The following is a 23,471-nucleotide window of genomic DNA, read 5'->3' on the forward strand; positions in this document are numbered from 1 at the left end:
CCGAGACACCCCTACAGCGCCATGACCTTGCAGAACACCGGAGAATCCATGACCGAACGCCATATCACCGTCGAGCGGCAGGGCCGCGTCGGCCTGGTCTTCCTGGACCGCCCGGACCGCCGCAACTCCTACACCCCGCTGATGGCCTTCCAACTCCAGGAGGCGCTGGTCGCCTTCGACGCCGACCCGGAGGTGGCGGTGGTCGTGGTGAGCGGGCGCGGCGAGCATTTCGGCGTCGGCGCGGACCTCGACATGAACTGGCGCGACGAGAAGACCCACGGCGTCGAGACCCTGACCGAGCCGGAGAAGGCGCCGTGGAACCTGAGCACGCCGATCATCGCGGCCATCAACGGTGACGCCATCGGCGTGAGCCTCACCTGGGCCATGCAGGCCGACATCCGCGTGGTGGCCGCCTCGGCCCGGCTGGCGTTCTCGTTCAACCGGGTCGGCATCATGCCCGACCGCGGCTCGACCTGGCTCCTGCCCCGGCTGGCGGGCTTCGGCGTCGCGATGGACCTGCTGCTGACCGGCCGGACGATCGACGGCACCGAGTTCGAGCGCCGCGGCCTGGCGACCCACATCGCCGCGCCGCAGGACGTGCTCAAGGTCGCCGTGGACCTCGCGACCGACATGGCCGAGCGCTGCGCGCCGGTTTCGATGACCGCGACCAAGCGGCTCATGTACGAGTTCCTGGAGTCGACCGACCGGGTCGCGGCGTACAACCGCGAGCGCCGCGTCCTGACCTGGATCCGCACCTGCGGCGAGACCCTGCGCGGCATCGCGGCGTTCAAGGAGAGGCGCGCGCCCGAGTGGGGCACCACCAAGCACACCCGCATCCCGGCCGAGCTGCGGTGAGGGCGGACGTGAACAAACCCGATCTCCAGGTGCCCGACCTGCGTCCCCTGCTCTCGCCCGCCACCGTCGCCGTCATCGGCGGGACGTCGAAGGAGACGGGCCTCGGCGCCCGCACCCTGCGGCACCTGCGCCAGGCGCGGTTCGGCGGCGAGGTGCTGACGCCCGACCCCCGGGACGGCCTCGAACGGAACGTGGACGTCGCGCTGCTCTGCGTGCCGGCCGCGGCCGCACAGGAGGTCCTCGACCGGATCGACGGGCGCGCGAAGTTCGCCGTCGTGTTCGCCTCCGGCTTCGAGGAGACCGGCGGCGGCTCGCTGACCACCGCCCGGGGCACCATCGTCCTGGGCCCGAACACCGTCGGGCTCTACCACGCGCCTGGCCGCGCGGTGCTGACCTTCGCCCAGGCCTTCGACAGCCTCGTCGACTGCCGGGGCGGGAGCGGCGCCTTCCTCGTCTCCCAGAGCGGCGCCTTCGGTGCCCGCGTCGTCACGGCCGCCGCCCGGTACGGCTTCCACCTCGACGGCTTCATCGGCAGCGGCAACGAGACCCATCTGGACGCCTGCACACTGGCCCGTGGCGTGCTCGCCGCGGCCGCACCCCGGGTCCTGATGCTCTACCTGGAGGGCGTCCGCGACGCTGGAACGCTCCAGGCCCTGCTGGCCGACGCGGCGGCCCGCGGCGTGCCGGTCGTGTGCCTGCTCGGCGGCCTCTCCGAGGCCGGGTCCACCGCGGCCGCCTCACACACCGCGGCGGTGAGCACGGACACCGCGGTGACCCGCGAGCTGTTCGAGGCGTACGGCGCCGTGCTCGTCGGCTCCGACCGGGAGTTGGTGCTCGCCGGGCTGGGCCTGTCCCTGATGGGCCGTGCGGCCGGACGGCGTACCGGCATCGTGACGGGCTCCGGCGGGGCCGGCGTCGTGGCCGCCGACCTGCTCAGCGGCGTCGGCCTCGACGTCCCGGTCCTCAGCACCGGGCTGCAGGAGCGCTTGATGGCGCACCTGCCGGGAATCGCCTCCCCGCGCAACCCCATCGACGTGACCGCGCAGACGATCGGCGACGACGCGACGCTCGAAAAGGTCTGCGCGACGCTGCGCGAAAGCGGCGAGGTCGATCTCGTCGTCGTGATCGGCCGCGAGAACCAGGCCGCCGCCGCGGGCGCCCACGCGGGCGCCGTACCGCCTTCGGTCCTCGCCACCCTCGACCGGGAACCGGCCACCGTCCGGCCGCGCATCGAGGCCGGCGAGGTCGTGCTCCCCGATCTCGACTCGGCGTGCCGCGTCCTCGCGTCCTGCGCGCCGCCCAGATTGAGCGGAGTCGCCGCCCTCCGGCCGGCCGCTGACGGCCCCGGTTCCCTCGTCGGCTCCGACCCGACCGCGTCCGAAAGCCTCCGGCTCGTCGCCGGCGCCGGGGTGGACGTGGCCGACTGGAGCGCCGCGACCACGGTCGCCGAGGTGCTGGCCCGCGGCGAGGATCTCGGCTGGCCGGTCGTCCTCAAGTCCGACGTCGCCGCCGGCGTCCACAAGGCGCGCGCGGGCGGGGTCCGGCTCGACGTCACGGCGGCCACCGCCGGCGAAGCCGCCGCCGAGCTCCTCGCGAGCGGCGTCCCGCTCATCGTGGCCCGCCAGCTCCGCTCGTCGATGGAGCTTTTCGCCGGCGTCCGGCGCGACCCCCAGTGGGGGCTGGTCGTCTCGGCGGGCCTCGGGGGCGTCCACGTCGAGCTGCTGGACCGGACGGTCGCCATGCCGGCGGCCCTCGGCGCCGAGCACCTCGCCCGGCGGCTCGCGGCCGAGCTGTTCGACCGCGTGCCGGGACGGTACGACGGGCTGGCGGCGGCGCTCGCCGCGGCGGCGTTCGCCCTCGCCGACCTCGCCGACCGCACCGGTGCCGCGCTCGTCGAGTGCAACCCGCTCGGCGTGGTCGGCAGCCGGATCGTCGCCCTCGACGCCAGGGTCGTGCGATGAGCGCCGCGCTGCGGCTTGAGGAGCTGCTGCGGCGGGTGCTGCCCGCGCGCTGGACCGAGCTGGTCGACGCCGGCGACAGGAACGGCCTGGCCGACCACCTTGCCAAGCTCGGCGCCGACCTGACCGCCGCTCTCGTCCGCACGGTCGCGGCCGACGGCTGGCTCGTCCCGGAGTGGCCGGTTCACCTGGGCGGACGCGCGCTGTCCGCCGACGAGGCGGTCGATGTCCGCCGCACCCTCGCCCGCTGGCGGGTGGGCACGGTGGAGAGCGCCATCGGCACCGGCTGGGTCGGACCCGCGATCCTGAAGTTCGCGGACGGCGACGTCGCCGCCGAGCTGCTCCCCCCGATCGCCCGCAACGAGGTTCTCTGGTGCCAGCTCTTCAGCGAGCCGGAGGCCGGTTCCGACCTGGCCTCGGTCCGCACCCGCGCCCGCCGCGACGGGGACCGGTGGCACCTCACCGGCCGCAAGATCTGGACCAGCCGCGCCGACCGGGCCGGCTGGGGCCTCGCGGTCGCCCGCACCGACATCGACGTCCCCAAGCACGCCGGGCTGACCTGCTTCCTCGTGGATCTCTCGACGCCCGGCGTCCAGGTCCGGCCGATCCTGCAGATGACCGGCGACGCCGAGTTCTTCGAGGTCGTCCTCGACGACGTCGTGGTGCCCGACCGCTACCGCCTCGGTGCGACCGGCCAGGGCTGGGAGGTCGTGCGCGCGGTGCTCCAGCTGGAGCGCGCGGCCGGCTCGGGGGCGGGCGCCGCCACCCCCGGCTCCGTCGTCGGCCGCACCGTGGACGAGCTCGTCACCGAACGCCTCCCGGGAGCCGGTGCCGTGGAGGCCGACGCGATCGTGCGCCTGTACGTCGAGTCCCAGGCGATCGCGCTGAACAACCGGCGCAACGCCCTGCATCGAGCGGGAGGCCTGCCGCCGGTGGCGAACGGCACGCCGTACAACAAGGTCCTGCAGGCCGAGCACACCAAGCGCCTGCAGCGGGGCATCCTCGGCGGCGCAGGCCTCGGCGCGGTCGCGCACGCCCCCGGCGACCGCGCCCGCGCCTACGACGCGTGGGCCTTCCTGCGCGTGCAACCGAAGACCATCGCCGGCGGCACCTCAGAGGTGCTCCGCGACCAGATCGCCGAGCGTGCCCTTGGCATGCCCCGCGGAGCGGACCCGAGCAAGACCGTCTCCTGGCGCGAGTTCACCGGCTCCTAAGGAGGGAACGCATGAGACTGGCGTCCACCGAGCAGACCGACTTCGCCGAGAGCGTCAGCGCCCTGCTCCGCAAGCGCGACCCACTGGAGCAGATGCGACACGCGCCGGGGCCCCGGAAGTTCGACGCGGGGCTCTGGGCCGAGCTGGTGGCCAACGGGCTGCTCGAACCGGCGGAGGCGGGTGACGTGGTCACCGCGTGCCTGGTCGCCGAGGCGCTGGGCCGGGCCGCCGCCCCCCTGCCGTTCCTGGCCGCTTCGGTTGCGGGCGCCCTGATCGGGCCGGCCGGCGGCGAGGTCACCGGGCTGGCGACGTACGGGCTGCTGGCCGAGGACGGCACCTGGTCCGCGCCCGCGCTCGATATCCGTGACGGCCTGGTCCACGGCACCCTCCCCTTCGTGCCGGACGGGGACGTCGCCGACGTCGTCGTGGCGGCCGTGCGGGCGCCGGACGGCCGTCGGCTCGCGCTGGTGCGGACGAGTGACGCCACCGTCGAGCCGCTGGAGAACCTCGACGGGACCCAGCCGCTGGTCCGGGTGGTCTGCGACGGCTCCCCCGCCACCCTGCTGCCGGCCGGTGGCGACGCCCTGGCGTCCGTTGTCGAGGAGGCGCGGCTGCTCGCGCTGGCCCTGCACGGCGCGACGCTGCTGGGACTGGCGGCCTGGCTGCTCGATACCACCGTCGAGTACGCCGACCAGCGGGTCCAGTTCGGAATGCCGATCGCCGCCCGGCAGGCCGTCAAGCACCGGTGCGCGGGCATGCTGATCCAGGTCGAGTCCATCCGCTCGATGGTGCTCGAACTGGCCGATGCGCTCGAGTCGGGCGCAGGCGATCGCGCCCTCGTCGCCGCGACCGCGATGGCCTGGACGACGGAGGCCGCCGAGGAGGTCGCCGGCGGTGCCCTGCAGTTGCACGGCGGCATCGGCTTCACCTGGGAGCACGACCTGCACCACTACTTCAAGCGCTGCACCGTCGGCACCCTGCTGCTGGGCACGGCCGGCCACCACCGCGCACAGATCGCGGCCGCACTCACCGCCTGACCTGCAATTCGATTCTACTGAGTAGAATTTGCGCTAGGCTCCTGGAGAACTGTCCCGCGGATACAGGAGGCCGAGCGGTGGCCGAGGGTTCGATCGCACGGACGCTGCGAGTGCTCGAGGCGGTCTGCGACCACGGTCCGGAGACTCTCAAGGTGCTCAGCGAGCGCACCGAACTGGCGCCGCCGACGCTGCTGCGGATCCTGCGCCTGATGGCGGACGAAGGCTACGTCGTGCAGCAGGCCGACCGGACCTGGCGCGGGACGATGCTGGTCTGGCGGCTCGGCTGCGCGGTCAACACCTCGGTCGGCCTTTCGGCCATCTCCCGCGAGCACACCGACCGGCTGACCGCCGAACTGGACGAGACGTCGGTCTACGCCGTCTACGAGCAGGGCGCGGTGACCTACGCGGCCCACTCCGAGCCGGTCAAGCCGGTCCGCGCGCACGTGCGCCTCGGCCAGCGATACCGGCTCCTCGCCGTCACCACCGGCCAGGCCGTGCTGGCACAGCTCGACGAGCCGTCCGTCGAACGGGCCCTCGCCGAGCAGGCCGAGAACGGCGATCCACGCGACCCCGAGCAGGTCGCGGCCATGCTGGCTGAGATCCGGCGGCGCGGCTACGCGGTCGGCCCCGGTGTGCGCTGGCCCGACCTGTGGGGGTGCGCCGCGCCCGTCTTCGACGCCACCGGAGACGTCGTGGGCGCCCTCGGCATGTCCATCCCGACCGCGCGCGCGGAGGAGATCCGCGACCGGGTCGTCGCCGGCGTGCTGCGGGAGGCGGAGGCCATGAGCACCCGCCTCGGCCGTCCGGCCGTCGTCCGGGAAGCCTGACCGGGCGACATACGAACGGGCAACGCACGAAACCCCTGCCGCACCCTGAGGATGGTGCGGTAGGGGCCTTTCACGTGGGCGTCCTCGCCGGGTCAGGTCAGCTGGAGCGTCCGGGCGATGATGCCCTTCATCACCTCGCTGGTCCCGCCGTAGATGCGGGCGACCCGCGCGTCGGCGTACATCCGGCAGATGTCCTGCTCCCAGACGTAGCCGTAACCGCCGTGCAGTTGCAGGCAGGCATCGGCCACCCGGCCGTGCAGCTCGGTGCAGAACAGCTTGGCCTGGGCCGCCGCCGGCGGCGCCAGCTCACGGCGCTCGTGCCGGGCCATGGCCTGGTCGACCAGCGCCTGACCGGCCGCGATCTGCGTCGCCTGCTCGGCGAGGACGAACCTGGTGTTCTGGAACCCGCCGAGCCGCTGCCCGAACACCTCCCGCTCGCGCACGTACTCGCAGGTCAGGTCCAGCGCCGCGACGGCCTGGGCCTGCGAGTTGACCGCGATGGACAGCCGCTCCTGTGCCAGATGGGAGGACAGGTAGCGGAACGCCTGGCCCTCCTCACCGAGCACGTTGGTCGCGGGTATGCGCACGTCGTCGAAGAAGAGCTCGGTCGTGTCCTGCGCCCTGAGGCCGAGCTTGTCGAGTTCGGCGCCGCGGGTGAAGCCCGGCATGTCCGCCTCGACCGCGACGATGGTCAGCCCGGCGCGGCGGTCGTCACCGGACGACGAGGAGCGGGCGACCACGAGGACCAGGTCCGACTGCGCGCCGCCGGTGATGAAGGTCTTCGTCCCGTTGAGGATCCAGTCGGCTCCGTCCCGGCGCAGCGTGGCGCGCATGCCGGCCAGGTCGGAGCCCGTGCCCGGCTCCGTCATGGCGATCGACGTCATCAGCTCGCCGCTCGCCATCCCCGGGAGCCAGCGGCGCTTCTGCTCGTCGGTCGCGAGGGACAGAACGTACGGGGTGACGACGTCGGTGTGCACGCGCAGGGAGCCGAGTGTCACCCGCTCGTAGGCGACCTGCTCGGTCACGACGCAGTTGAAGAGGAAGCCGTCCTGTCCGCCGCCGCCGTACTCCTCCGGGATCTGGAGGCCGGCCAGGCCGAGCTTCCCGGCGGCCCGGTAGAGGTCCCGGTGCACCATCCCCGCGGCCTCGAACTCGGCGACGCGCGGCGCCACCTGGTCGCGCAGGAAGGCTCCGACCATGTCGGCGAAGTCCCGGTGCTCGGCACCGTAGACCGTCCGGTCCAGTTGGGGTCGCAGAGCCACGTCACCTCCTCCGCTGGCTGCCGCTGACGCCGAGCACCTGGGCGCCGAGCACGTTGCGCATCACTTCGGGCGTCCCGCCGCCCATGGCGAGGCCGCGCCCGTCGCGGAAGTAGCGCTCCACCGGCCAGCGGCGCGAGTAGCCGCGCGCGCCGTGGACGCCGATGGCCGTGTTGGTGACCCGCTGCACCATCTCGCTGCTGTGCAGCTTGGCCATGAGGGTCGCCGTCTGGTCGGGGAAGCCCCCGTCCCCGCTGCGGGCGGCCCGCCACAGCAGCATGCGCGACACGTGCACGTCCAGCGCCATGTCGGCGATCTTCCACTGGAGGCCCTGGAACTCCGCGAGCGGGCGGTCGAACTGGCGGCGGGCGTTGAGGTGGCCGACGCTCGCGTCCAGGGCGGCCTGGCCGAGCCCCGTGCACATGGCGGCGTTGCCGCAGCGCTCGGGGTTGAACTGGTTGACCAGGATGCCGGTGCCGTTCTTGGAGTGCTTCTCGGGCATGACCAGGACGTCCTCCGGGTCGACGCGCACGTCGTCGAAGTGCACCAGGCACTCGGCGACGCCCCGGATCCCCATCTTCGGGTCGATGTGGAACTCGCCCACCCCGTCGGGCCGCCCGGTGAGCACCACGGCGCCGATGCCGTAGGGGCCGGAGGTGCCGGCCAGGCGGGCGAACACGATGATGGTGTCCGCGACGTGGCCGCCGGTGATCCAGCACTTGGTGCCGGTCAGCCGGAATCCGTCGCCGTCCGGGGTCAGGGTGGCCCGCAGGTCGGTGCCGGCGCTGCCGGCGGCCGGCTCGCTCATGGCGATCGCGAAGTGGTTCGTGCCGGCGGCGACCCCGGGGAGCAGCCGGTTCTTCATCTCCTCGGTACCGAGCACGTGGATCGCGCGCCAAGGCCCGTTCAGGAACGGCTGGACGGACATCGCGGTGCTCAGGCAGGCGCGCGCCAGCTCCTCCACCACGATGCATCCTTCGAGCAGGCTCTCGCCCTGGCCGCCGTAGCGCTTCGGGATCGTGAGGCCGACGAGCCCGGCTTCAAGGACGGCTTCGAACGTCCTGCGCGGGAACTCCTCGGTCTCGTCCCAGTGGGCGGCCCTCGGGCGCAGCTCGCGGACGGCCACCTCGCGGGCCCGTTCCCGGATCTCGCGCTGGTGCGGCGTGAGCTCTGCCCACATGCCGTCGTACGTCGGCTCCGGGTCGAGCAAGGCCGGGTCCCAGACGTCGCGGACCGTATCGAACATCGGCTCCCGCCCTGCCGGGCCGTCCCCCGCCGAGGGTCCGCCTGCGGGAGTCGTGGTGTCGACGCTCATGGAGGGTTGCCTTTCAGAGGGAGGGAGCGAGGGCTCGGCCGACGTCATCGCGGGGCCATCCGGATGGCGCCGTCGAGCCGGATCGTTTCGCCGTTGAGCATGGGGTTGGCGAGGATGTGGGCGGCCAGGGACGCGAAGTCCTCGGGATCGCCCAGGCGAGCCGGGTGCGGGATCGAGGCGGCCAGGCGGTCGCGGACCTGCTCCGGCACGCGGGAGAGGATCGGGGTGTCGAACAGGCCCGGCGCGATCGTGTTGACGCGGACGTGGTTCCGGGCCAGATCACGGGCGGCGACGAGCGTCATGCCGACCACACCGGCCTTGGACGCGGCGTACGGCAGCTGGCCGATCTGCCCCTCCCACGCCGCGACCGAGGCGGTGAGCACGCACGCGCCACGCTCGCCGTCGGGCAGGTCGTCAAGGGCGACCATCGCGGCGGCCGCGTGGCGCAGCACGTTGAACGTCCCGATCAGGTTGGTCTGGACCACGCCCTGGAACCGTTCCATGGAGCCCGGCGTGCCGTCCTTCTCGACCACCCGGACGGGCCCGCCCCGTCCGGCGCAGTGCACGAGCGCGCGCAGCTCGCCGAGCTCGGTCGCGGCCTTGACGGCCGCGGCGACCTGGTCGGAGTCGGTCACGTCGGCGGCGGCGAACCGCACCCGGCCCGCGGCGCCCGCGCCGACCTCCTCGGCGACGCACCGGCCGTCGCTGCTCTCCAGGTCGAGGAGGACGACGTGCGCCCCGGCGGCGACCAGCTCCCGCGCGGTCGCCCGGCCGAGGCCGGACGCCGCCCCGGTGACGAGTGCCGCCTTGCCCCGGATGTCCATTCGTTGTGCCCTTCGTGTCGTCGGTGCGCCGTCAGGAGATCCGTTCGAGGACGGTCGCGTTCGCGAGGCCGCCGGCCTCGCACATGGTCTGGAGACCGCGGGTGCCGCCGGTCTGCTCCAGGTGGTTGAGCAGGGTGACGAAGAGGCGGCATCCGCTCGCGCCGAGCGGGTGGCCGAGCGCGATCGCGCCGCCGCGCGGGTTCAGCCGGGCGTGGTCGACCCCGAGTTCCTTGGCCCAGGCGAGCGGGACGGACGCGAAGGCCTCGTTGACCTCGAAGGCGTCGAAGTCGTCGAGCCGGAGGCCGGTGCGCTCCAGGATCCGCCGGGTCGCCGGGATGGGGCCGGTCAGCATCATCTCGGGGTCGTCGCCGACGACGGACGAGCCGGTGATCCGCGCGCGGGGGGTGAGGCCGAGCCGCTCGGCCTTCTCCGCGCTCATCAGCAGCACGGCCGCCGCTCCGTCGGTGAGCTGGGAGCTGTTCCCGGCGGTGACCGACCAGGTGCGGCCCGGCAGGAGGCCGGCGTAGTCCTCGGACTCGAAGACGGCCTTGAGCCCGGCGAGCCGTTCGACCGTGGTGGTCGGGCGGATGGTCTCGTCGGCGGTCACCTCGGTGCCGTCCGGAAGGGTGATCGGGACGATCTCTTCGTCGAAGCCGCCGGACACGGCGGTGGCCTGCGCCCGCCGGTGGGAGTCGGCGGAGAACCGGTCCTGCTCCTCGCGGGTGATGCCCCAGGTCTCGGCGACCCGCTCGGCGGCGACGCCCTGCGGGACCAGGCGGAAGCGCCCGGCGACGCCGGGACCCCACGGGTCCTGCTCGATGCGGGCGATGCCCATCGGGACGCGGCTCATCGACTCGACCCCCGCGGCGATGACGACGTCGTGCATGCCCGTCGCGATGCCCTGCGCGGCGAACTCGATCGCCTGCTGCCCCGAGCCGCACTTGCGCTCGACCGTGGTGGACGGGACGTGGACGGGGAAGCCCGCCGAGAGCCACGCCATCCGGCCGGGTGTCGCGGACTGCTCCCCGGCCTGGCTGACGCACCCCACGATGACGTCGCCGACGATGCCCGGGTCGATGGACGTCCGCGAGACGAGGTGGGCGAGGGTCTGGGCGAGCAGCTCGACGGAGTGGAGGCCGCTCAGCGCGCCCCCCGGCTTGCCCTTGCCCATGGGGGTGCGGCACCCGTCGACGATGACGACGTCACGAAGCTCGGCCATGGCTCAAGCCTCCCTTCCGCCGGCGGCGGCCTTGCGCCGCGCCGGACGCTGGTCGAAGGAGCGGCCGAGCAGCTCGGCGGCGATACGGGTGCGCTGGATGTTGGGGGTGCCGCCGGCGAGCGCCCAGCCGTGCGCGTCCCGGTGCAAGCGCTCCAGGCCGTACTCCTCGGTGTAGCCGTTCGCGCCGTGCAGCATCATCGCCATGTCGGTGACGCGCTTGGCCATCTCGTTGGCGGCGCACTTGGCGAGCGAGACGTGCAGGGTGCTCGGGGTGCCGGCGTCGAGCCCGGCCACGGCGCGGTCGCGGAGCATGCGCACCGACTCGACCTCCAGGAGCATGTCCGCGAGGGTGACCTGGACCGCCTGGAACTCCGCGATGGGCCGGCCGAACTGCTCGCGCTCCTGAACGTAGGCGATGGTCTTGTCCAGGGCGGCCTGCCCCAGCGCGAGGCTCATCGTGGTGTTGCCCAGCCGTTCGATGGAGAACATCGAGAACAGGTCGCGGAAGCCGTCGGGGGGCCGGGCGACGATGTTCTCGACCGGGACCTCCACGTCGTCGAGGATCACGTCCGCGGACGGCAGGCCCCGGAAGCCCATCAGCCGCTCGCGCGCTCCGAACGAGACGCCCTTGCGGTCGGCCTCGACGATCACGGCCCCGATGCCCTTGGCGCCCGGGAGGTCGTTCATCCGGCAGTAGACGAGGTAGCGGTCGGCGTCACCGCCGTTGGAGATCCAGCGCTTCAGGCCGCGTACCACGACGGTGTCGCCCTTGATCTCCGCGCGGGTGACCATGTCGGTGGCGGCCGATCCGGCGTCCGGCTCGGAGATGCCGATGGCCATCGCGTTGTCGCCGCTGATCACGCCGGGCAGGAAGCGCCGCTTCTGCTCCTCGGTGCCGAGCCGCACCAGGTGCTGCGCCGGTCCGACGTTGGCCTCGAAGACCTGGAAGGCCGCCGGCGGCCATACCTTGGCCAGCTCCTCGACCACGGCCAGGGCTTCGGCGAACGTTCCTCCGGCGCCTCCGTACTCCTCGGGCAGGGCGATGCCCAACCACCCGAGGGACCCCAGGTAGCGCCGCTCGTCATGGGTGATGACGGTCCGGTCGCGGTCCCACTGCTCGACGCGGGGGGCGTACCGCTTCTCCGCGACCTGGCGGGCGATCTCGCGCAGCTCGGACAGGTCGGTCTGCTGGCCGGCGGGGGCCGGGTCGGCCGGCCGCGGGTCGGATGTCGTGGTCATGCGCTGTGCTGCTTCCCCGTCTGCGGGAGTGCGGGACCGTCCCGGCGCTCGTCGTGGAGCGCGGGCAGGTCCTGCGTGATGGATGGGATGTGTGCGTTGCGGTGGCGGGCCGGGTCAGCGGCTCTGGGCGTACTCGCTGTCCGCCCAGCGCGACAGGCGGGAGCCGAGCAGCCCGACCAGTCCGCTGAACAGGACGCCGACGATCGAGATGGTCACGACGCCGACGTACATCCGGTCGGGGACGAAGACCTGCCAGGCGTGCCAGGTGTAGTAGCCGAGGCCCTCGTGGGCGTTGACGAACTCGACGGCGATGACGAGCAGCATGGAGATGCCCGAGGCGAGCTTGAGGCTGGAGACGATCTGCGGCGTGATCGCCGGGACGATCATCCAGCGGAAGCGCTGGCCGGGCGACAGGCCGTAGGATCGCGCGACCTCGTGGAACGCGGTGGGGATCATCATCGCGGCCGACAGCGTCGTGAAGGCGACGATGTAGAAGGTGCCGAGGGAGATGAAGACCAGCTTCGGCACCTCGCCGAGCCCGAACAGGAGCAGGAACAGCGGCAGCAGCGCCAGCTTGGGGATGACGTAGAGCGCGCGGATCAGGGGCTCCAGCATCCAGCGCAGGACCTTCACCTGGCTCATCAGCAGGCCGATGAGGATGCCGGCCAGCGATCCGATGACGTAGCCGGTCACCAGCCGGACGATGGTGATCCTGAGCTCGGACCAGAGCAGCCCGCTCCGCAGGTCCTCCCCCGCCTTCGACCCCACCGCGCTCGGCTGGCTGAAGAAGCGGGAGTCGATCCAGCCCGATCGGGCCGAGATCTCCCAGGCGAGGAGCACGCCGACCGGGAGCACGAGGCCGAGCAGGAGGCGCAGGGCACCGTCGCGCCGCGCCTGGTCGGCCGCCGACCGCTGCTTGGGATCGGGCCGGCGCTCGACCCAGCCGTCCTCGTTCCGCGAGGCGCCCCGGTCCGTCTGCACGGTCACTGGACGGCCCCCTCGGTCGCCTCGACGTCGTCCTTCAGGTCGGCCCAGAGATCCTCCTCCAGCCGAGCGAACTGCGGGTCCTTCCTCAGCGCCGCCGACCGCGGGCGCGCGAACGGGACGTCGACGATGCGGCGGACACGTCCCGGCCGGGCCGACATCAGGGCGATCCGGTCGGAGAGGAGGATCGCCTCGTCGAGGTTGTGGGTGACGAAGAAGACCGTGTGGCTGTGCTCGCGGACGATGGCGAGCAGTTCCTCCTGGAGCACCTTGCGCAGTTGCGCGTCGAGCGCCGCGAAGGGCTCGTCCATCAGCAGGATCTCGGGCTCGACGACGAACGCGCGGGCCAGGGCGACGCGCTGCTTCATGCCTCCGGACAGGTTGCCCGGAAGCGCCTTCTCGAACCCGGCGAGGCCGACCCGCTCGATCCACTCCTGGGAGCGGCGGCGCGCCTCGGCGCGGTCCACACCGGCGGCGTCGAGCCCCAGGCGCACGTTCGCCTCGACCGAGCGCCACGGAAAGATCGAGTACTCCTGGAACACCGGGGCGCAGAGCGGGCGGTCCTGGTGTTCACGGCGGACCCGGACGACTCCGCCGGTGGGCTTCTGCAGCCCCGCGAGCACCCGCAGCAGCGTCGACTTCCCGCACCCCGACGGTCCGGCGACCGAGAGGAACTCGCCGCGGCCGACGGTCAGGTCGACGTCGTCGAGGGCGGCGACGTCCTCCCTGCCGCGACGACGGTATCGGTAGGACAGCCCCTCGATGCGGATCTTGTCGGCGTTCGGCGCGACGCCGCCCGGCGGGGGCGACTCGGAGCGCACGGCCTCAGTCATTGGGCCCCTCCCAGCATCGTCACGGCTATGAATTCGATTGAACGAAATCTGATTACCCTGGTATGAATCATCTGGGTGATCCGAGGTTATGTCAAGGGCCGACGACCCGACGGAGAGGAACGACCATGCGCCTGTGCGCCAACTGGCTCCCGCTGTCCCCCGGCATGACCCGGGAGGTGGCCGCCCGGTGCGAGGCGGCCGGCCTGTGGGGCATCGGGATCGGCGACTCCCCCAACTACGGGGAGCTGTACTCCGCCTGCACAGACGCGCTCGGCGCGACGTCCTCCCTGGTCGTCAGCACCAGCGTGACCAACCCCGTGACCCGGCACTGGTCGGTGCACGCCAGCGCCGTGCGGACCCTGGCCGCCGCCCACCCCGGACGGTTCCGACTGGGGTTCGGCCGGGGCGACTCGGCCGTCCGCACCTTCGGCCTGAGGCCCGCGTCCCTGGCCGGCCTCGAAGACTTCGGACGCTCGGTGGCCGAGTCCGCGCGCGCGGCCGGCGTCGCCCCCTTCCTGCTCGTCGCGGCGAGCGGCCCCGCGACCGCGCGCAGCGCCGGGCGCGTCGCCGACGGCGTCATCGCCGGCGTCGGCGGGGACCCCGCCGCGCTCGGCACGATCCGCGAGCGCGCGCAGGAGTCCCGCGACGCGGCCGCCGCTCCGCTGGAGATCTGGGCCTCGATGCGGATCGCGATCGGACGGGACGACGACGAGGTGCGCGAACTGCGGCGGCGCCTCGTCCCGCGCGCGGTGAGCGCCTCGCACTTCGCCTTCGCGTCGACCTTCGAGGGCAAGAACGTGCCCGCGGAGTACGCCGGCGTGCTGGCCGAGCGCTACGCGGCCTACGACTACGGCTCGCACGGCCGCTCCGGCGCGACCTCGAACGCGACGATGTTCGCGGACCGGCCCGACATCGAGGACTACCTGCTCGGCCGCTTCGCCGTCGTGGGGCGTGCGGACGAGTGCCGGGCCCGGCTGGAGGAGCTCTCGGCGCACGTCGACGGCGTCTACCTGTCGCTGCTCTTCGAGGACGCCCTACCCCAGATCGACCGGATCGGCGCGATGCTCGCATAGGCGCGGACGCCCCCGGGGTTCGGCGGCAGGTCTTGGTCGGCGAGCACCGCACCGCCCTTGAATGACGGCGTGAAACAGGAGAGCAGTCCCGGCGACGAGGTCCGACTCGCCTTCGAGGGGCCCGTGGCCACCATCACGATCGACCGTCCGGCCGTCCGCAACGCGATGGACCGGAACGCCTGGACCGTCCTGGCCGACCACATGGAGGCGGTCGCCCGGTCGGACGCGCGCGTGCTGGTGCTCACCGGAGCGGGCGGCCACTTCTGCGCGGGCGCCGACACCTCGGCGCGGCGGCGCGCCGACCTGCACCCCCTGGACCGCCTCGGCCACGTCACCGCGCCACTGGTCGCCCTGCAAGAACTGCCGCTCCCGGTCGTGGCGAAGGTCGACGGCCCCGCCGTGGGCGCCGGCCTGAGCCTCGCGCTGACGGCCGACCTCGTCGTGGCCACGACCCGGTCCCGGTTCGGGACGGCCTTCGCGCGCCGCGGGCTGTCGCTCGACACCGGGTCGTCGTGGCTGCTGCCCCGGGTCGTCGGCCTGCAGGCGGCCAAGCGGCTGGCCTACCTGGCCGAGACGCTCGACGCGGAGGAGGCCCGCCGGCTCGGCCTGGTGACCTGGCTCGTCCCGCCCGGCGAGGCCGACGCGTTCACCGACGACCTGGCGCTGCGCCTCGCCGCGGCCCCGCCCGTCGCCGTCCGGCTCGACAAGGAACTGCTCGGCCGCTCCCACGAGCGGTCGTTCCGGGAGGCCGTCGCGGCCGAGAACGTCGCCCAGGTGGTCAACATCGGGACCGACTCCCCGACCGCGCGGGAGGCGCACGCCCGGGGCGAACGTCCCGTCTTCACCGGCCGCTGGCGCGGTTGACCCGTCCCGAGCAACGAAGGAGACATGCGATGCAGACGTCGATCTACCACGCGGAGCACGAGGCGTTCCGGAAGTCGGTGCGGGCCTTCCTCGCGAAGGAGGTCGTCCCCCACTTCCCCGACTGGGAGGCGGCCGGGTGCGTCCCGCACGAGGTCTACCAGAAGCTGGGGGACCTCGGCATGCTCGGCCTCCGCGTCCCGGTGGAGTACGGAGGCGGCGGCGAGGACGGCTTCCTCTACTCGTCGGTGTGGTCGGAGGAGTGCAGCCGGGCGGGCGTCTCGCTCGGCGGCGCGGCGACCCACATGAACCTCGTCATCCCCTACATCCTGCGGCAGGGGACCGAGGAGCAGAAGCGACGCTGGCTGCCCGACATGGCCGCGGGACGCCGGATGGGCGCCATCGCGATGACCGAGCCGGGCACCGGCTCCGACCTGGCCGGCATCCGTACGACGGCGCGGCTCGAAGGCGGCCATTGGGTACTGTCCGGCGGCAAGACGTTCATCACCGGCGGCATCAACGCTGACCTGGTGGTCGTCGTGGCCCGCACCAGCGAGCACGCCGACCGGCGGGTAGGCCTCTCCCTCCTCGTCGTCAACGCCGACAGCGAGGGCTTCGGCCGGGGGCGCAACCTGGAGAAGATCGGGCTCAAGGCCACCGACACGGCCGAGCTGTTCTTCGACGACGTCGCCGTCCCCGCGGACCACCTCCTCGGCGAGGAGGGCCAGGCCTTCCGCTACCTCGCGCACAACCTCGTGCAGGAGCGGCTCGGCATCGCCCTCGGCTCCCAGGTCTCGGCCGAGAAGGCACTGCGGATCACGGTCTCCTACGTCAAGGACCGCACGGCGTTCGGCCGCCCCGTGTCGTCCTTCCAGAACACGAAGTTCGAGCTCGCGTCCTGCCACGTGGAGGTGACCGCCGGGCGCGCCCTGCTCGACCAGGCCATGCGCGCCCATGAGATCGGTGAGCTCACCGCCGCCGAGGCTTCCACGGTCAAGGTCTACTGCACCGAGACGCAGAACCGGGTGATCGACCGGTGCCTGCAACTGCACGGCGGGTACGGGTTCATGCGGGAGTACGAGATCGCCCGCATGTACACCGACTCGCGCATCTCCCGGATCTACGGTGGCACCAACGAGGTCCAGCGCGTCATCATCGCCAAGTCGCTGGGACTGTAGGAGCGGAGGCCGGTCATCGAGCTGCAGCAGCTCCGCTACTTCGTCGCGGTCGCCGAGGCGCAGAGCATCAGCGGCGCGGGGACGGCCCTCGACGTCACCCAGTCGACCATCTCCCATGCGGTGCACGCGCTGGAGAAGGAGCTCGGCGCCGTCCTGTTCCACCGCACCGGGCGGGGCATGACGCTGACCTCGGCCGGTCACGGCCTGCTCGGTCCCGCGCGCCGGATCCTGCGCGAGACCCGGCAGGCCGAGGCCGCGGTCTCCGCCGGACCGCGCCGCAGCGCGCCGCGGCTGGACATCGCGGCGCTGCCGCCTGCGCTCAACGGCCCGCTGGCCGAGGTCGTGGCTGCGTTCCTACGGGCGAACCCCGAGACGGTCGTGCACGTCCACGAGCTCGGCTCGGAGCAGGAGGCCGTCGACGTGCTCGCCTCCGGCACGGCGGAGATCGTCGCGACCCGCCTCCCGCTCGACATCGGACACGCCGGCGACCGGCTCGCGACGCTGCCGCTCGGGACGTACGACGTCTACGTCGCCCATCCGCCCGGGGCGGGACCGGCCGGCGCCGGCCACGGGCCGCCGATCGGTGTCACCGAGCTGCGCGACGTGCCGCTCGTCCTGATGCCGCCGCGTCCGACCCTGTCCGCCGGCATGGCGGCGGTGATCGAGGAGAGCGGCCCCCACCTCGTAGGGCGGGCGGTCGTCGGGCAGCAGGAGACGCGCACCGCCTGGATGCTGGAGGGCATCGCGGCGACGCTGCTCGGTTCGCGGCGGGCGGCGGAGGCGGAACGGCACGGAGCGCGACTTGCCCCGTTGCGCGGCGTCACCGGTCTCACGGTCGGTCTGGCGTGGGATCCCCGGACGGCGTCGCCGGTGGCGCGGCTCTTCGCGGCCTCCGCGTACGCGGAGGCAACGCGATCTCCAGCAGCGCCCGCGCCGCCGGGGTCGGCGCCTCCGGGCGGCGGACCAGCCCGACCCGGCGGAACACCGGCGGATCCAGGGACCTGAGTTCGGCGTCCGGGAGGAGCCGCTCGGCGACGGCCCGCGACACGAAGGTGACCAGGACGCCCTGGCCCACCAGATCCCACAGCAGCCGGCGCTGCGCACTGCGCACCCGCGGCTCCCCCAGCACCTCGGCCATGGTCCGCTCGCTGGCCGTCCGGCCGCCGGGCACCCGCGCGAGCGCACCCGACGGCAGGTCCCGGACGAGCGCGCGCGGCAGCGGGTCGGGAAGAGTTGCGGCCAGGCCGGCGCCAGCCGCGATGACCAGCTCGTCCTGCGCCAGCTCGACGGTCTCCAGGGACGCTTTGTGGACGGGCAGCTCGACCAGCCCGATCTCCGCCGCGCCCTCCGTGATCTCGGCCAGCACGGCCGGGACCGACCCGGGCTCGGAGACGTGCACCCGCAGCCCCGGATGGGCGTCCAGCAGGCGCCTGACCCAGGGGCCGAGCGGATGGATCGCCAAGGTCGAGGCCGCCACGACGGTGAGCCGTCCGGCATCGAGCCGCGCCACCCGCTCGACCCGGGTCCGCGCCTCCTCCACCTCGGCCAGGACGGACCGGGCCCGGATCTCCAGATCGCGGCCGGCGTCGGTGAGCCGCAGGCCCCGCCCGGCGCGCTCGAAGAGGCCGACCCCGAGGCGCTGCTCAAGCGTCCGCAGCGCCTGCGAGACCGACGGCTGCGCGACGTACAGCGCCTCAGCGGCGCGGGTGACACCGCCGTGGTCGATGATCGCCACGAAGAACCGGAGAAGCCGCAGGTCCACGCCCGCACGGTAGTACAGACGCCCGGCCGCATCCGCGGAGCACCCATAGGCTCCGGCGATCGCGACGACCGGGATCAGGTCTTTGCCACCGGCCGCCACCGGGAGACAGAGTGCGGCCATGAGCGCCGACCACGACCTGAAGAACACCCCGCCCTCCGCCGGGCGATCCTGCTCCGGCCGGGTCGCCATCGTGACCGGCGCCGGTCGCGGCCTCGGCGCCGAGTACGCCCGCCGCCTAGCCCGAGCCGGCGCCGCCGTCGTCGTGAACGACCTGGGGGTCGGCCTCGACGGCGAGACCGACGGCACGGCGCCCGCCAATGCGGTGGTCGCCGAGATCCGCGCAGCGGGCGGGCGGGCCGTCGCCAGCGGCCACGACGTCTCGTCCTGGAAGGAGGCCGGGCAGCTCGTCGGGCTGGCCGTCGACACCTTCGGCGGCCTCGACATCCTCGTCAACAACGCCGGGGTGCTGCGCGACCGGACGATCGTCCGCATGACGGAGGCCGAGTGGGACTCGGTGATCCAGGTGCACCTCAAGGGCACCTTCGCCGCCACCCATCACGCCGCGAACCACTGGCGCGAGCGCCACCGCGAGCATCCCGAGCGCGGGGGCCGCCTCATCAACACGACCTCCGTGTCCGGCCTCTTCGGCAACGCGGGCCAGGCCAACTACTCGGCCGCCAAGGCCGGCATCGCCGCCATGACGATCACCGCGTCCCTCGAACTGGGCCGGTACGGAGTCACCGCGAACTGCGTCTCGCCGGGCGCCGCGACCCGGATGACCGCCGGGCTCGGCGGCGACCCCGACGAGCCGTCCCGCTCCCCCGGCTTCCCCGCCGCGGTGGTCGAGTGGCTCGCGTCGAAGCGTTCCGACGGGGTGACCGGCCGGGTGTTCCTGACGTCCGGCAAGCGCGTGTCGGTGGCCGAGGGCTGGGAGCACGGCACCCCCTCCGCGCCGAGCGAGGACCTCACCGAACTCGACGCGACGCTGCGCGGCCTGCTGGCGGCGGCCCGTCCCAACGCCTCCATGCGGGGCTGAGCCGATGCTCGACCGCACTTCGGTGGGCGCCCGCTCGGCGCCGCACGTCCGGGCGTGGACGTCGGACGACGCGCTCCTGTACTCGCTGGCGCTGGGTGCCGCCCCGGACCAGCTCGACCTCGTCACCGAGAACTCCGAGGGCGTGGCCCAGCGGATGCTGCCGACGTACGCCGCCCTGCTCGCGGGCGGCAGCGGACCGCTGCGCGATCGACTCGGCGGCTGGCCCGCCCACGCCACCGTCCACGGCGCGCAGCGGGTCACCCTCCCTGGTCCGCTGCCCGTCGGCGGCGAAGTCGAGGTCGTCTCGACCGTGGCGCGCATCGCCGACAAGGGCTCGGGGGCGCTGCTGGAGATCGAGGCCACCGGCACGGACCGCGCCACGGGCGCCGAGGCGTTCTCCGCACTGACGTCGCTCTTTCTGCGCGGCCAGGGATGGGGCGAGCCGGAGCGCGGCACACAGACCGACCCGGTGCCGGACCGCCTACCCGACTTCGTCGTCGAGACGCCGACGGACCGGGGCCAGGCACTCCTCTACCGCCTATGCGGCGACCGCAACCCCCTGCACAGCGACCCCGCCTTCGCGAAGCGCGCCGGATTCGAGCAGCCGATCCTGCACGGTTTGTGCACCTGGGGCATCACCGCCCGGGTCCTGCTCAAGGAGCTGGGCGCGGGCGGGCAGGCCGATCCGCTGGGGCGGGTGGCGTCGTATTCCGGGCGGTTCCGGGCACCGGTAGTCCCGGGCGACAAGCTCACCCTCCGCGTCTGGCAGACCGGGCCGGACGCCTGGGCGCACACGACGTCGGTCGGCGAGCGGGTCGTCGTCGATCGCGGTGAGCTGGTGCTGCGTCCGGAGGCGTCCGGATGACCGGCGAGCTCAAGCCGGTTCCCCGGCCGACGCCCGAGACGCTGCCCTACTGGGAGGCGACGCGACGACGTGAACTGGTCCATCACCGCTGCGACGGCTGCGGTGCCGGTTCGCAGCACCCGCGAGCGGTCTGCGCCTGCGGTTCGACGGACCTGACGTGGACCTCCTGCACCGGACGTGGTCGGCTGTACTCATACGTAGTGGTGCACCGTCCCGAGCCGGTCTTCGCCGACGAGGCCCCCTTTGTGCTGGCCATCGTGGAGCTTGAGGAAGGCGTCCGGTTGACCACCCGCATCGTGGACGTGCCCGCCGACCCGTCGGCACTCCCCCTCGACATGGACGTCGAGCTGCGCTGGATCGAGCGCGGCGACGTGAACCTCCCGGTGTTCGCACCGGCCGGGCCGGAGGGAGCGTGATGGACGCGATCATCATCGGCGCGGCGGAGACCGACGTGCTCGGCCGCAACCCCGGCCAGTCCGTACTGGGGCTGAACGTCGAAGGCGGCCTGCGGGCGCTCGCCGACGCCGGACTGGAGCCCGGCCAGATCGACGGTGTCGCGGGCGCCTGTTCACCCCACGGCGTCGCCCACGCGCTCGGCATCACGCCTCGCTGGGTCGACTCCACCAACGTCGGCGGCTGCTCCTTCCTGATGCACGTGCGGCACGCCGCGGCGGCGATCGCGGCGGGGCACGCCGCCCGGGTGCTGGTCACCCACGGCGAGTCCGGCCGGTCGCGGACCGGCACCGTGCCGCGGCCCCGGGACCCGCAGTCGTGGACCGGGCAGTTCGAGGAACCGTACGGGGCCAGGGCGCCGTACACCCGTTTCACCCTCCCCGCGCTGCGCCACCTCCACGGCAACGGGCTTGACGAGACCGCCCTGGCGCAGGTCGTCGTCGCGCAGCGCCGCTGGTCGTCCCGGGTGCCGCGGGCCGGGCGGCGGGACCTGATGACCCTCGGCGAAGTACTGGCGGCGCCGGTCCTCGCGTGGCCCTTCACCGTCCCGATGATCTGCATGCTGACCGATGGAGGCGGCGGGCTGGTCGTCACCGCGTCCGGGCACGCCACGACCGAGCAGCTCCGGCGGTCGGTGAGGGTGCTCGGCACCGGCGAGAACTCCGACCCCCTCCTGGTGGCCCAGGTGCCCGACCCGGCCGGCGACTCCGCGGCCCGGCGCGCCGCCGACGACGCCTTCGCGCAGGCGCGGATCGGACGGTCCGAGATCGGCCACGTCATGGTGTACGACGCCTTCGCGCACCTGCCGCTGATCGGGCTGGAGTGCCTCGGGCTGGCCCCGGCGGGCGGGGCGGCCGAGATGGTCGCCGCCGGTGAGACCTCTCCGGGCGGGTCTCTCCCGCTCAACACCAACGGGGGCGGCCTCGCCTACACCCATACTGGGATGTACGGCATGTTCGCCATCCAGGAAGCCGTCCGGCAGCTGCGCCATGAGGCCGCGGCCCAGGTACCCGGCGTGAGCACGAGCGCCGTGCTCGGGTACGGCGGGATGTTCACGGCCTCGTCCGTCCTCGTCCTCGCCCGCAATTGAAACCACGACGGGAGCCCCATGGTGCGCAGCTTCTTCGAGTACGCCGACAAGGACCCGGCCCGGGTCGCCGTGATCCACACCGACGGCCGGCAGATCACCTACGGCGAGATGCGCGACGACGCCAACCGGATCAGCAACTTCCTCTGGAACCGCGGACTCGCTTCCGGGGACGTCGTCGCCTCCCTCCTGCCGAACTCCTACCAGCTGATGGCGTTGGTCCGCGGCGCGACGCAGCTGCCGCTCTACCTCACCCCCGTCAACTGGCACCTGACAGCGCCGGAGATCGCCTACATCCTGCGCGACTCCGGAGCGAAGGTCCTGTTCGCCGCCGATCCGTTCGTCGAGCTGGCCGAGGACGCCGCCGCCGGGGCCGGGCTGCCGGGCGGGGCGGTCGTCGTCCTCGCGGTCGCACCGGATGGCGGCGCGGCTCGCCTGACCGGCCCCGTCGCCGCCGCGTCCGCGGCGATCCCCCGCGACCGGGGGGCCGGCAACCGCATGCTCTACACCTCCGGCACCACCGGCCGCCCCAAGGGCGTCCGGCGCCCGCTACGCGGCATCAGCCCGGAAGAGGCCGCCGGTGCGGCCCTGGCCCGGGCCCGCCGCTACGGCGCGGACCACGAGGACGGCGTGTTCCTCGGGCTGGCCCCGATGTACCATGCCTCGCCGCTCGCCTACGCCGACCAGGCGCTCGACGTCGGCCACCGGGTGGTACTGCTCGAACGGTGGAACCGCGAGCGGGCGCTCGAAGCGATCGCCGAGCACGGCGTGACGTGGCTCTACCTCGTCCCGCTGATGATGCGGGAGCTCCTCGCCCCGCCCGAGGACGAGCGCGCCGCGCTGCGGGTGGGAAGCATCCGGTCCATCGTGCACACCGCCGCACCGTGCCCCCCGCACGTCAAGCAGGCCATGATCGACTGGCTCGGTCCGGTGCTGGTCGAGCTGTACGGCGGCACCGAGGGGTCGGCCACGATGATCAGGTCGGAGGAGTGGCTCACCCGCGTCGGCAGCGTCGGGCGCGCGCTGCCCCACGTCAGCCTGCGGATCCTGGACGACGACCGCAACGAGGTGCCGGTCGGCCAGGTCGGCACCGTGTACTTCAAGAACGAGGAGCTGTCGTTCGTCTACCTCGGCGACCCCGAGAAGACGGCCGCGTCCCGCCAGGACGGGCACGTCACGCTCGGCGACCTCGGCCGCCTCGACGAGGACGGCTACCTCTACCTCTCGGACCGGTCCGCCGACCTGATCATCAGCGGGGGCGTGAACATCTATCCCGCGGAGATCGAGCACGCGCTGCTGGAACTCCCAGGCGTGACCGACGCCTGCGTCGTCGGCCGGCCGGACGAGAAATGGGGCGAGAGCGTGCACGCGGTCGTGGTCGTCGACCGTCCAGGGACGGACGAGGAGGTCGCGGCGGCGCTGGACGCCGAACTCCGCGCCCGCATCGCCGGCTACAAGATCCCGCGCAGCTGGGCGTTCGCGGAGGAACTGCCGCGGTCGGCGGCGGGGAAGCTGCTGCGCCGCGAGGTAAGGGAAAGCGTCGCGGCTCCGGCGCGGTGACCGGCCGGACGCAGACGAACCCACCTGGGACG

Annotated in this window: 21 protein-coding genes and 1 pseudogene; 14 read left to right on the forward strand and 8 right to left on the reverse strand. The window is 73.2% G+C overall.

Annotated features, from left to right (window positions below):
* Window positions 1–48: 48 nt before the first annotated feature.
* From BKA00_RS12970 to BKA00_RS12990, 5 genes are all read left to right on the forward strand, one after another.
* Window positions 49–855, forward strand: coding sequence for an enoyl-CoA hydratase/isomerase family protein (locus tag BKA00_RS12970; protein ID WP_185025135.1), 807 nt, complete (start codon window positions 49–51; stop codon window positions 853–855).
* A gap of 8 nt (window positions 856–863) precedes the next feature.
* Complete coding sequence (locus BKA00_RS12975; protein ID WP_185025136.1) at window positions 864–2,816, forward strand: acetate--CoA ligase family protein; 1,953 nt, start codon at window positions 864–866, stop codon at window positions 2,814–2,816.
* Window positions 2,813–4,027 (forward strand): acyl-CoA dehydrogenase family protein, encoded by a 1,215-nt coding sequence (locus tag BKA00_RS12980; RefSeq protein ID WP_185025137.1) that lies wholly within the window; start codon window positions 2,813–2,815, stop codon window positions 4,025–4,027. Before BKA00_RS12975 ends, BKA00_RS12980 begins: the two co-directional genes overlap by 4 nt.
* Window positions 4,028–4,038: 11 nt before the next feature.
* Complete coding sequence (locus BKA00_RS12985; protein WP_185025138.1) at window positions 4,039–5,064, forward strand: acyl-CoA dehydrogenase family protein; 1,026 nt, start codon at window positions 4,039–4,041, stop codon at window positions 5,062–5,064.
* Between the two features lie 77 nt (window positions 5,065–5,141).
* Window positions 5,142–5,891, forward strand: coding sequence for an IclR family transcriptional regulator (locus tag BKA00_RS12990; protein ID WP_185025139.1), 750 nt, complete (start codon window positions 5,142–5,144; stop codon window positions 5,889–5,891).
* A gap of 92 nt (window positions 5,892–5,983) precedes the next feature.
* Here BKA00_RS12990 and BKA00_RS12995 read toward each other — a convergent pair whose 3' ends face one another.
* The 7 genes from BKA00_RS12995 to BKA00_RS13025 form a co-directional block, all read right to left on the reverse strand.
* Window positions 5,984–7,153 (reverse strand): acyl-CoA dehydrogenase family protein, encoded by a 1,170-nt coding sequence (locus tag BKA00_RS12995; protein WP_230299016.1) that lies wholly within the window; start codon window positions 7,151–7,153, stop codon window positions 5,984–5,986.
* Window position 7,154: 1 nt separating this feature from the next.
* Window positions 7,155–8,465: an acyl-CoA dehydrogenase family protein gene (locus tag BKA00_RS13000; RefSeq protein WP_221493137.1), complete on the reverse strand. Its 1,311-nt coding sequence runs from the start codon at window positions 8,463–8,465 to the stop codon at window positions 7,155–7,157.
* 44 nt (window positions 8,466–8,509) lie between these two features.
* Window positions 8,510–9,289 carry an SDR family NAD(P)-dependent oxidoreductase gene (locus tag BKA00_RS13005; protein ID WP_185025140.1) on the reverse strand — a complete coding sequence of 260 codons (780 nt, stop codon included), beginning with the start codon at window positions 9,287–9,289 and terminating at the stop codon, window positions 8,510–8,512.
* A gap of 31 nt (window positions 9,290–9,320) precedes the next feature.
* Complete coding sequence (locus BKA00_RS13010; protein WP_185025141.1) at window positions 9,321–10,508, reverse strand: thiolase family protein; 1,188 nt, start codon at window positions 10,506–10,508, stop codon at window positions 9,321–9,323.
* Between the two features lie 3 nt (window positions 10,509–10,511).
* Window positions 10,512–11,747, reverse strand: a complete 1,236-nt coding sequence (locus BKA00_RS13015; RefSeq protein ID WP_185025142.1) for an acyl-CoA dehydrogenase family protein — start codon at window positions 11,745–11,747, stop codon at window positions 10,512–10,514.
* Between the two features lie 114 nt (window positions 11,748–11,861).
* Entirely contained in the window at window positions 11,862–12,734 is an 873-nt protein-coding gene (locus BKA00_RS40410; protein ID WP_185025143.1) for an ABC transporter permease, read from the reverse strand.
* Complete coding sequence (locus tag BKA00_RS13025) at window positions 12,731–13,564, reverse strand: ABC transporter ATP-binding protein (RefSeq protein ID WP_185025144.1); 834 nt, start codon at window positions 13,562–13,564, stop codon at window positions 12,731–12,733. The genes BKA00_RS40410 and BKA00_RS13025 overlap by 4 nt, the downstream gene beginning before the upstream one ends.
* A gap of 125 nt (window positions 13,565–13,689) precedes the next feature.
* On the opposite strand from BKA00_RS13025, the gene BKA00_RS13030 reads away from it, so the two are divergent.
* The 4 genes from BKA00_RS13030 (at window position 13,690) to BKA00_RS38880 (ending at window position 17,681) form a co-directional block, all read left to right on the forward strand.
* Window positions 13,690–14,637 carry an LLM class flavin-dependent oxidoreductase gene (locus tag BKA00_RS13030; RefSeq protein WP_185025145.1) on the forward strand — a complete coding sequence of 316 codons (948 nt, stop codon included), beginning with the start codon at window positions 13,690–13,692 and terminating at the stop codon, window positions 14,635–14,637.
* Between the two features lie 69 nt (window positions 14,638–14,706).
* Entirely contained in the window at window positions 14,707–15,501 is a 795-nt protein-coding gene (locus BKA00_RS13035) for an enoyl-CoA hydratase/isomerase family protein (RefSeq protein WP_185025146.1), read from the forward strand.
* A gap of 29 nt (window positions 15,502–15,530) precedes the next feature.
* Complete coding sequence (locus tag BKA00_RS13040; RefSeq protein WP_185025147.1) at window positions 15,531–16,676, forward strand: acyl-CoA dehydrogenase family protein; 1,146 nt, start codon at window positions 15,531–15,533, stop codon at window positions 16,674–16,676.
* Between the two features lie 21 nt (window positions 16,677–16,697).
* The gene (locus BKA00_RS38880) at window positions 16,698–17,681 is read left to right on the forward strand and encodes a LysR family transcriptional regulator (protein ID WP_244994172.1); all 984 of its coding nucleotides are present in this window, start codon (window positions 16,698–16,700) and stop codon (window positions 17,679–17,681) included.
* On the opposite strand, the pseudogene BKA00_RS13050 reads toward BKA00_RS38880, so the two are convergent.
* Window positions 17,647–18,627 (reverse strand): annotated as a pseudogene (locus tag BKA00_RS13050) (LysR family transcriptional regulator); the annotation flags it as partial. The gene BKA00_RS38880 and the pseudogene BKA00_RS13050 overlap by 35 nt on opposite strands.
* On the opposite strand from BKA00_RS13050, the gene BKA00_RS13055 reads away from it, so the two are divergent.
* The 5 genes from BKA00_RS13055 to BKA00_RS13075 are packed head-to-tail and all read left to right on the forward strand — an operon-like array spanning window position 18,557 to window position 23,439.
* Entirely contained in the window at window positions 18,557–19,474 is a 918-nt protein-coding gene (locus tag BKA00_RS13055) for an SDR family NAD(P)-dependent oxidoreductase (RefSeq protein ID WP_185025149.1), read from the forward strand. The pseudogene BKA00_RS13050 and the gene BKA00_RS13055 overlap by 71 nt on opposite strands.
* A 4-nt stretch (window positions 19,475–19,478) precedes the next feature.
* Entirely contained in the window at window positions 19,479–20,339 is an 861-nt protein-coding gene (locus BKA00_RS13060; RefSeq protein ID WP_185025150.1) for a MaoC family dehydratase, read from the forward strand.
* Entirely contained in the window at window positions 20,336–20,755 is a 420-nt protein-coding gene (locus BKA00_RS13065) for a Zn-ribbon domain-containing OB-fold protein (RefSeq protein WP_185025151.1), read from the forward strand. Before BKA00_RS13060 ends, BKA00_RS13065 begins: the two co-directional genes overlap by 4 nt.
* On the forward strand, window positions 20,755–21,882 hold the full coding sequence (locus BKA00_RS13070; protein ID WP_185025152.1) for a thiolase C-terminal domain-containing protein: 1,128 nt from the start codon (window positions 20,755–20,757) through the stop codon (window positions 21,880–21,882). Before BKA00_RS13065 ends, BKA00_RS13070 begins: the two co-directional genes overlap by 1 nt.
* 18 nt (window positions 21,883–21,900) lie before the next feature.
* Window positions 21,901–23,439: an AMP-binding protein gene (locus BKA00_RS13075; protein WP_185025153.1), complete on the forward strand. Its 1,539-nt coding sequence runs from the start codon at window positions 21,901–21,903 to the stop codon at window positions 23,437–23,439.
* Window positions 23,440–23,471: the final 32 nt, after the last annotated feature.

Source organism: Actinomadura coerulea (assembly GCF_014208105.1).
Taxonomy (GTDB): Bacteria; Actinomycetota; Actinomycetes; order Streptosporangiales; family Streptosporangiaceae; genus Spirillospora; species Spirillospora coerulea.

Bases quoted from the DNA above. Each gene is read 5' to 3' on its own strand.
- BKA00_RS12970 (WP_185025135.1), top strand. From the start codon at position 49: ATGACCGAACGCCATATCACCGTCGAGCGGCAGGGCCGCGTCGGCCTG.
- BKA00_RS12980 (WP_185025137.1), top strand. From the start codon at position 2,813: ATGAGCGCCGCGCTGCGGCTTGAGGAGCTGCTGCGGCGGGTGCTGCCC.
- BKA00_RS12985 (WP_185025138.1), top strand. From the start codon at position 4,039: ATGAGACTGGCGTCCACCGAGCAGACCGACTTCGCCGAGAGCGTCAGC.
- BKA00_RS13000 (WP_221493137.1), bottom strand. From the start codon at position 8,465: ATGAGCGTCGACACCACGACTCCCGCAGGCGGACCCTCGGCGGGGGAC.
- BKA00_RS13005 (WP_185025140.1), bottom strand. From the start codon at position 9,289: ATGGACATCCGGGGCAAGGCGGCACTCGTCACCGGGGCGGCGTCCGGC.
- BKA00_RS13010 (WP_185025141.1), bottom strand. From the start codon at position 10,508: ATGGCCGAGCTTCGTGACGTCGTCATCGTCGACGGGTGCCGCACCCCC.
- BKA00_RS13015 (WP_185025142.1), bottom strand. From the start codon at position 11,747: ATGACCACGACATCCGACCCGCGGCCGGCCGACCCGGCCCCCGCCGGC.
- BKA00_RS13025 (WP_185025144.1), bottom strand. From the start codon at position 13,564: ATGACTGAGGCCGTGCGCTCCGAGTCGCCCCCGCCGGGCGGCGTCGCG.
- BKA00_RS13030 (WP_185025145.1), top strand. From the start codon at position 13,690: ATGCGCCTGTGCGCCAACTGGCTCCCGCTGTCCCCCGGCATGACCCGG.
- BKA00_RS13040 (WP_185025147.1), top strand. From the start codon at position 15,531: ATGCAGACGTCGATCTACCACGCGGAGCACGAGGCGTTCCGGAAGTCG.
- BKA00_RS13055 (WP_185025149.1), top strand. From the start codon at position 18,557: ATGAGCGCCGACCACGACCTGAAGAACACCCCGCCCTCCGCCGGGCGA.
- BKA00_RS13060 (WP_185025150.1), top strand. From the start codon at position 19,479: ATGCTCGACCGCACTTCGGTGGGCGCCCGCTCGGCGCCGCACGTCCGG.
- BKA00_RS13065 (WP_185025151.1), top strand. From the start codon at position 20,336: ATGACCGGCGAGCTCAAGCCGGTTCCCCGGCCGACGCCCGAGACGCTG.
- BKA00_RS13070 (WP_185025152.1), top strand. From the start codon at position 20,755: ATGGACGCGATCATCATCGGCGCGGCGGAGACCGACGTGCTCGGCCGC.
- BKA00_RS13075 (WP_185025153.1), top strand. From the start codon at position 21,901: ATGGTGCGCAGCTTCTTCGAGTACGCCGACAAGGACCCGGCCCGGGTC.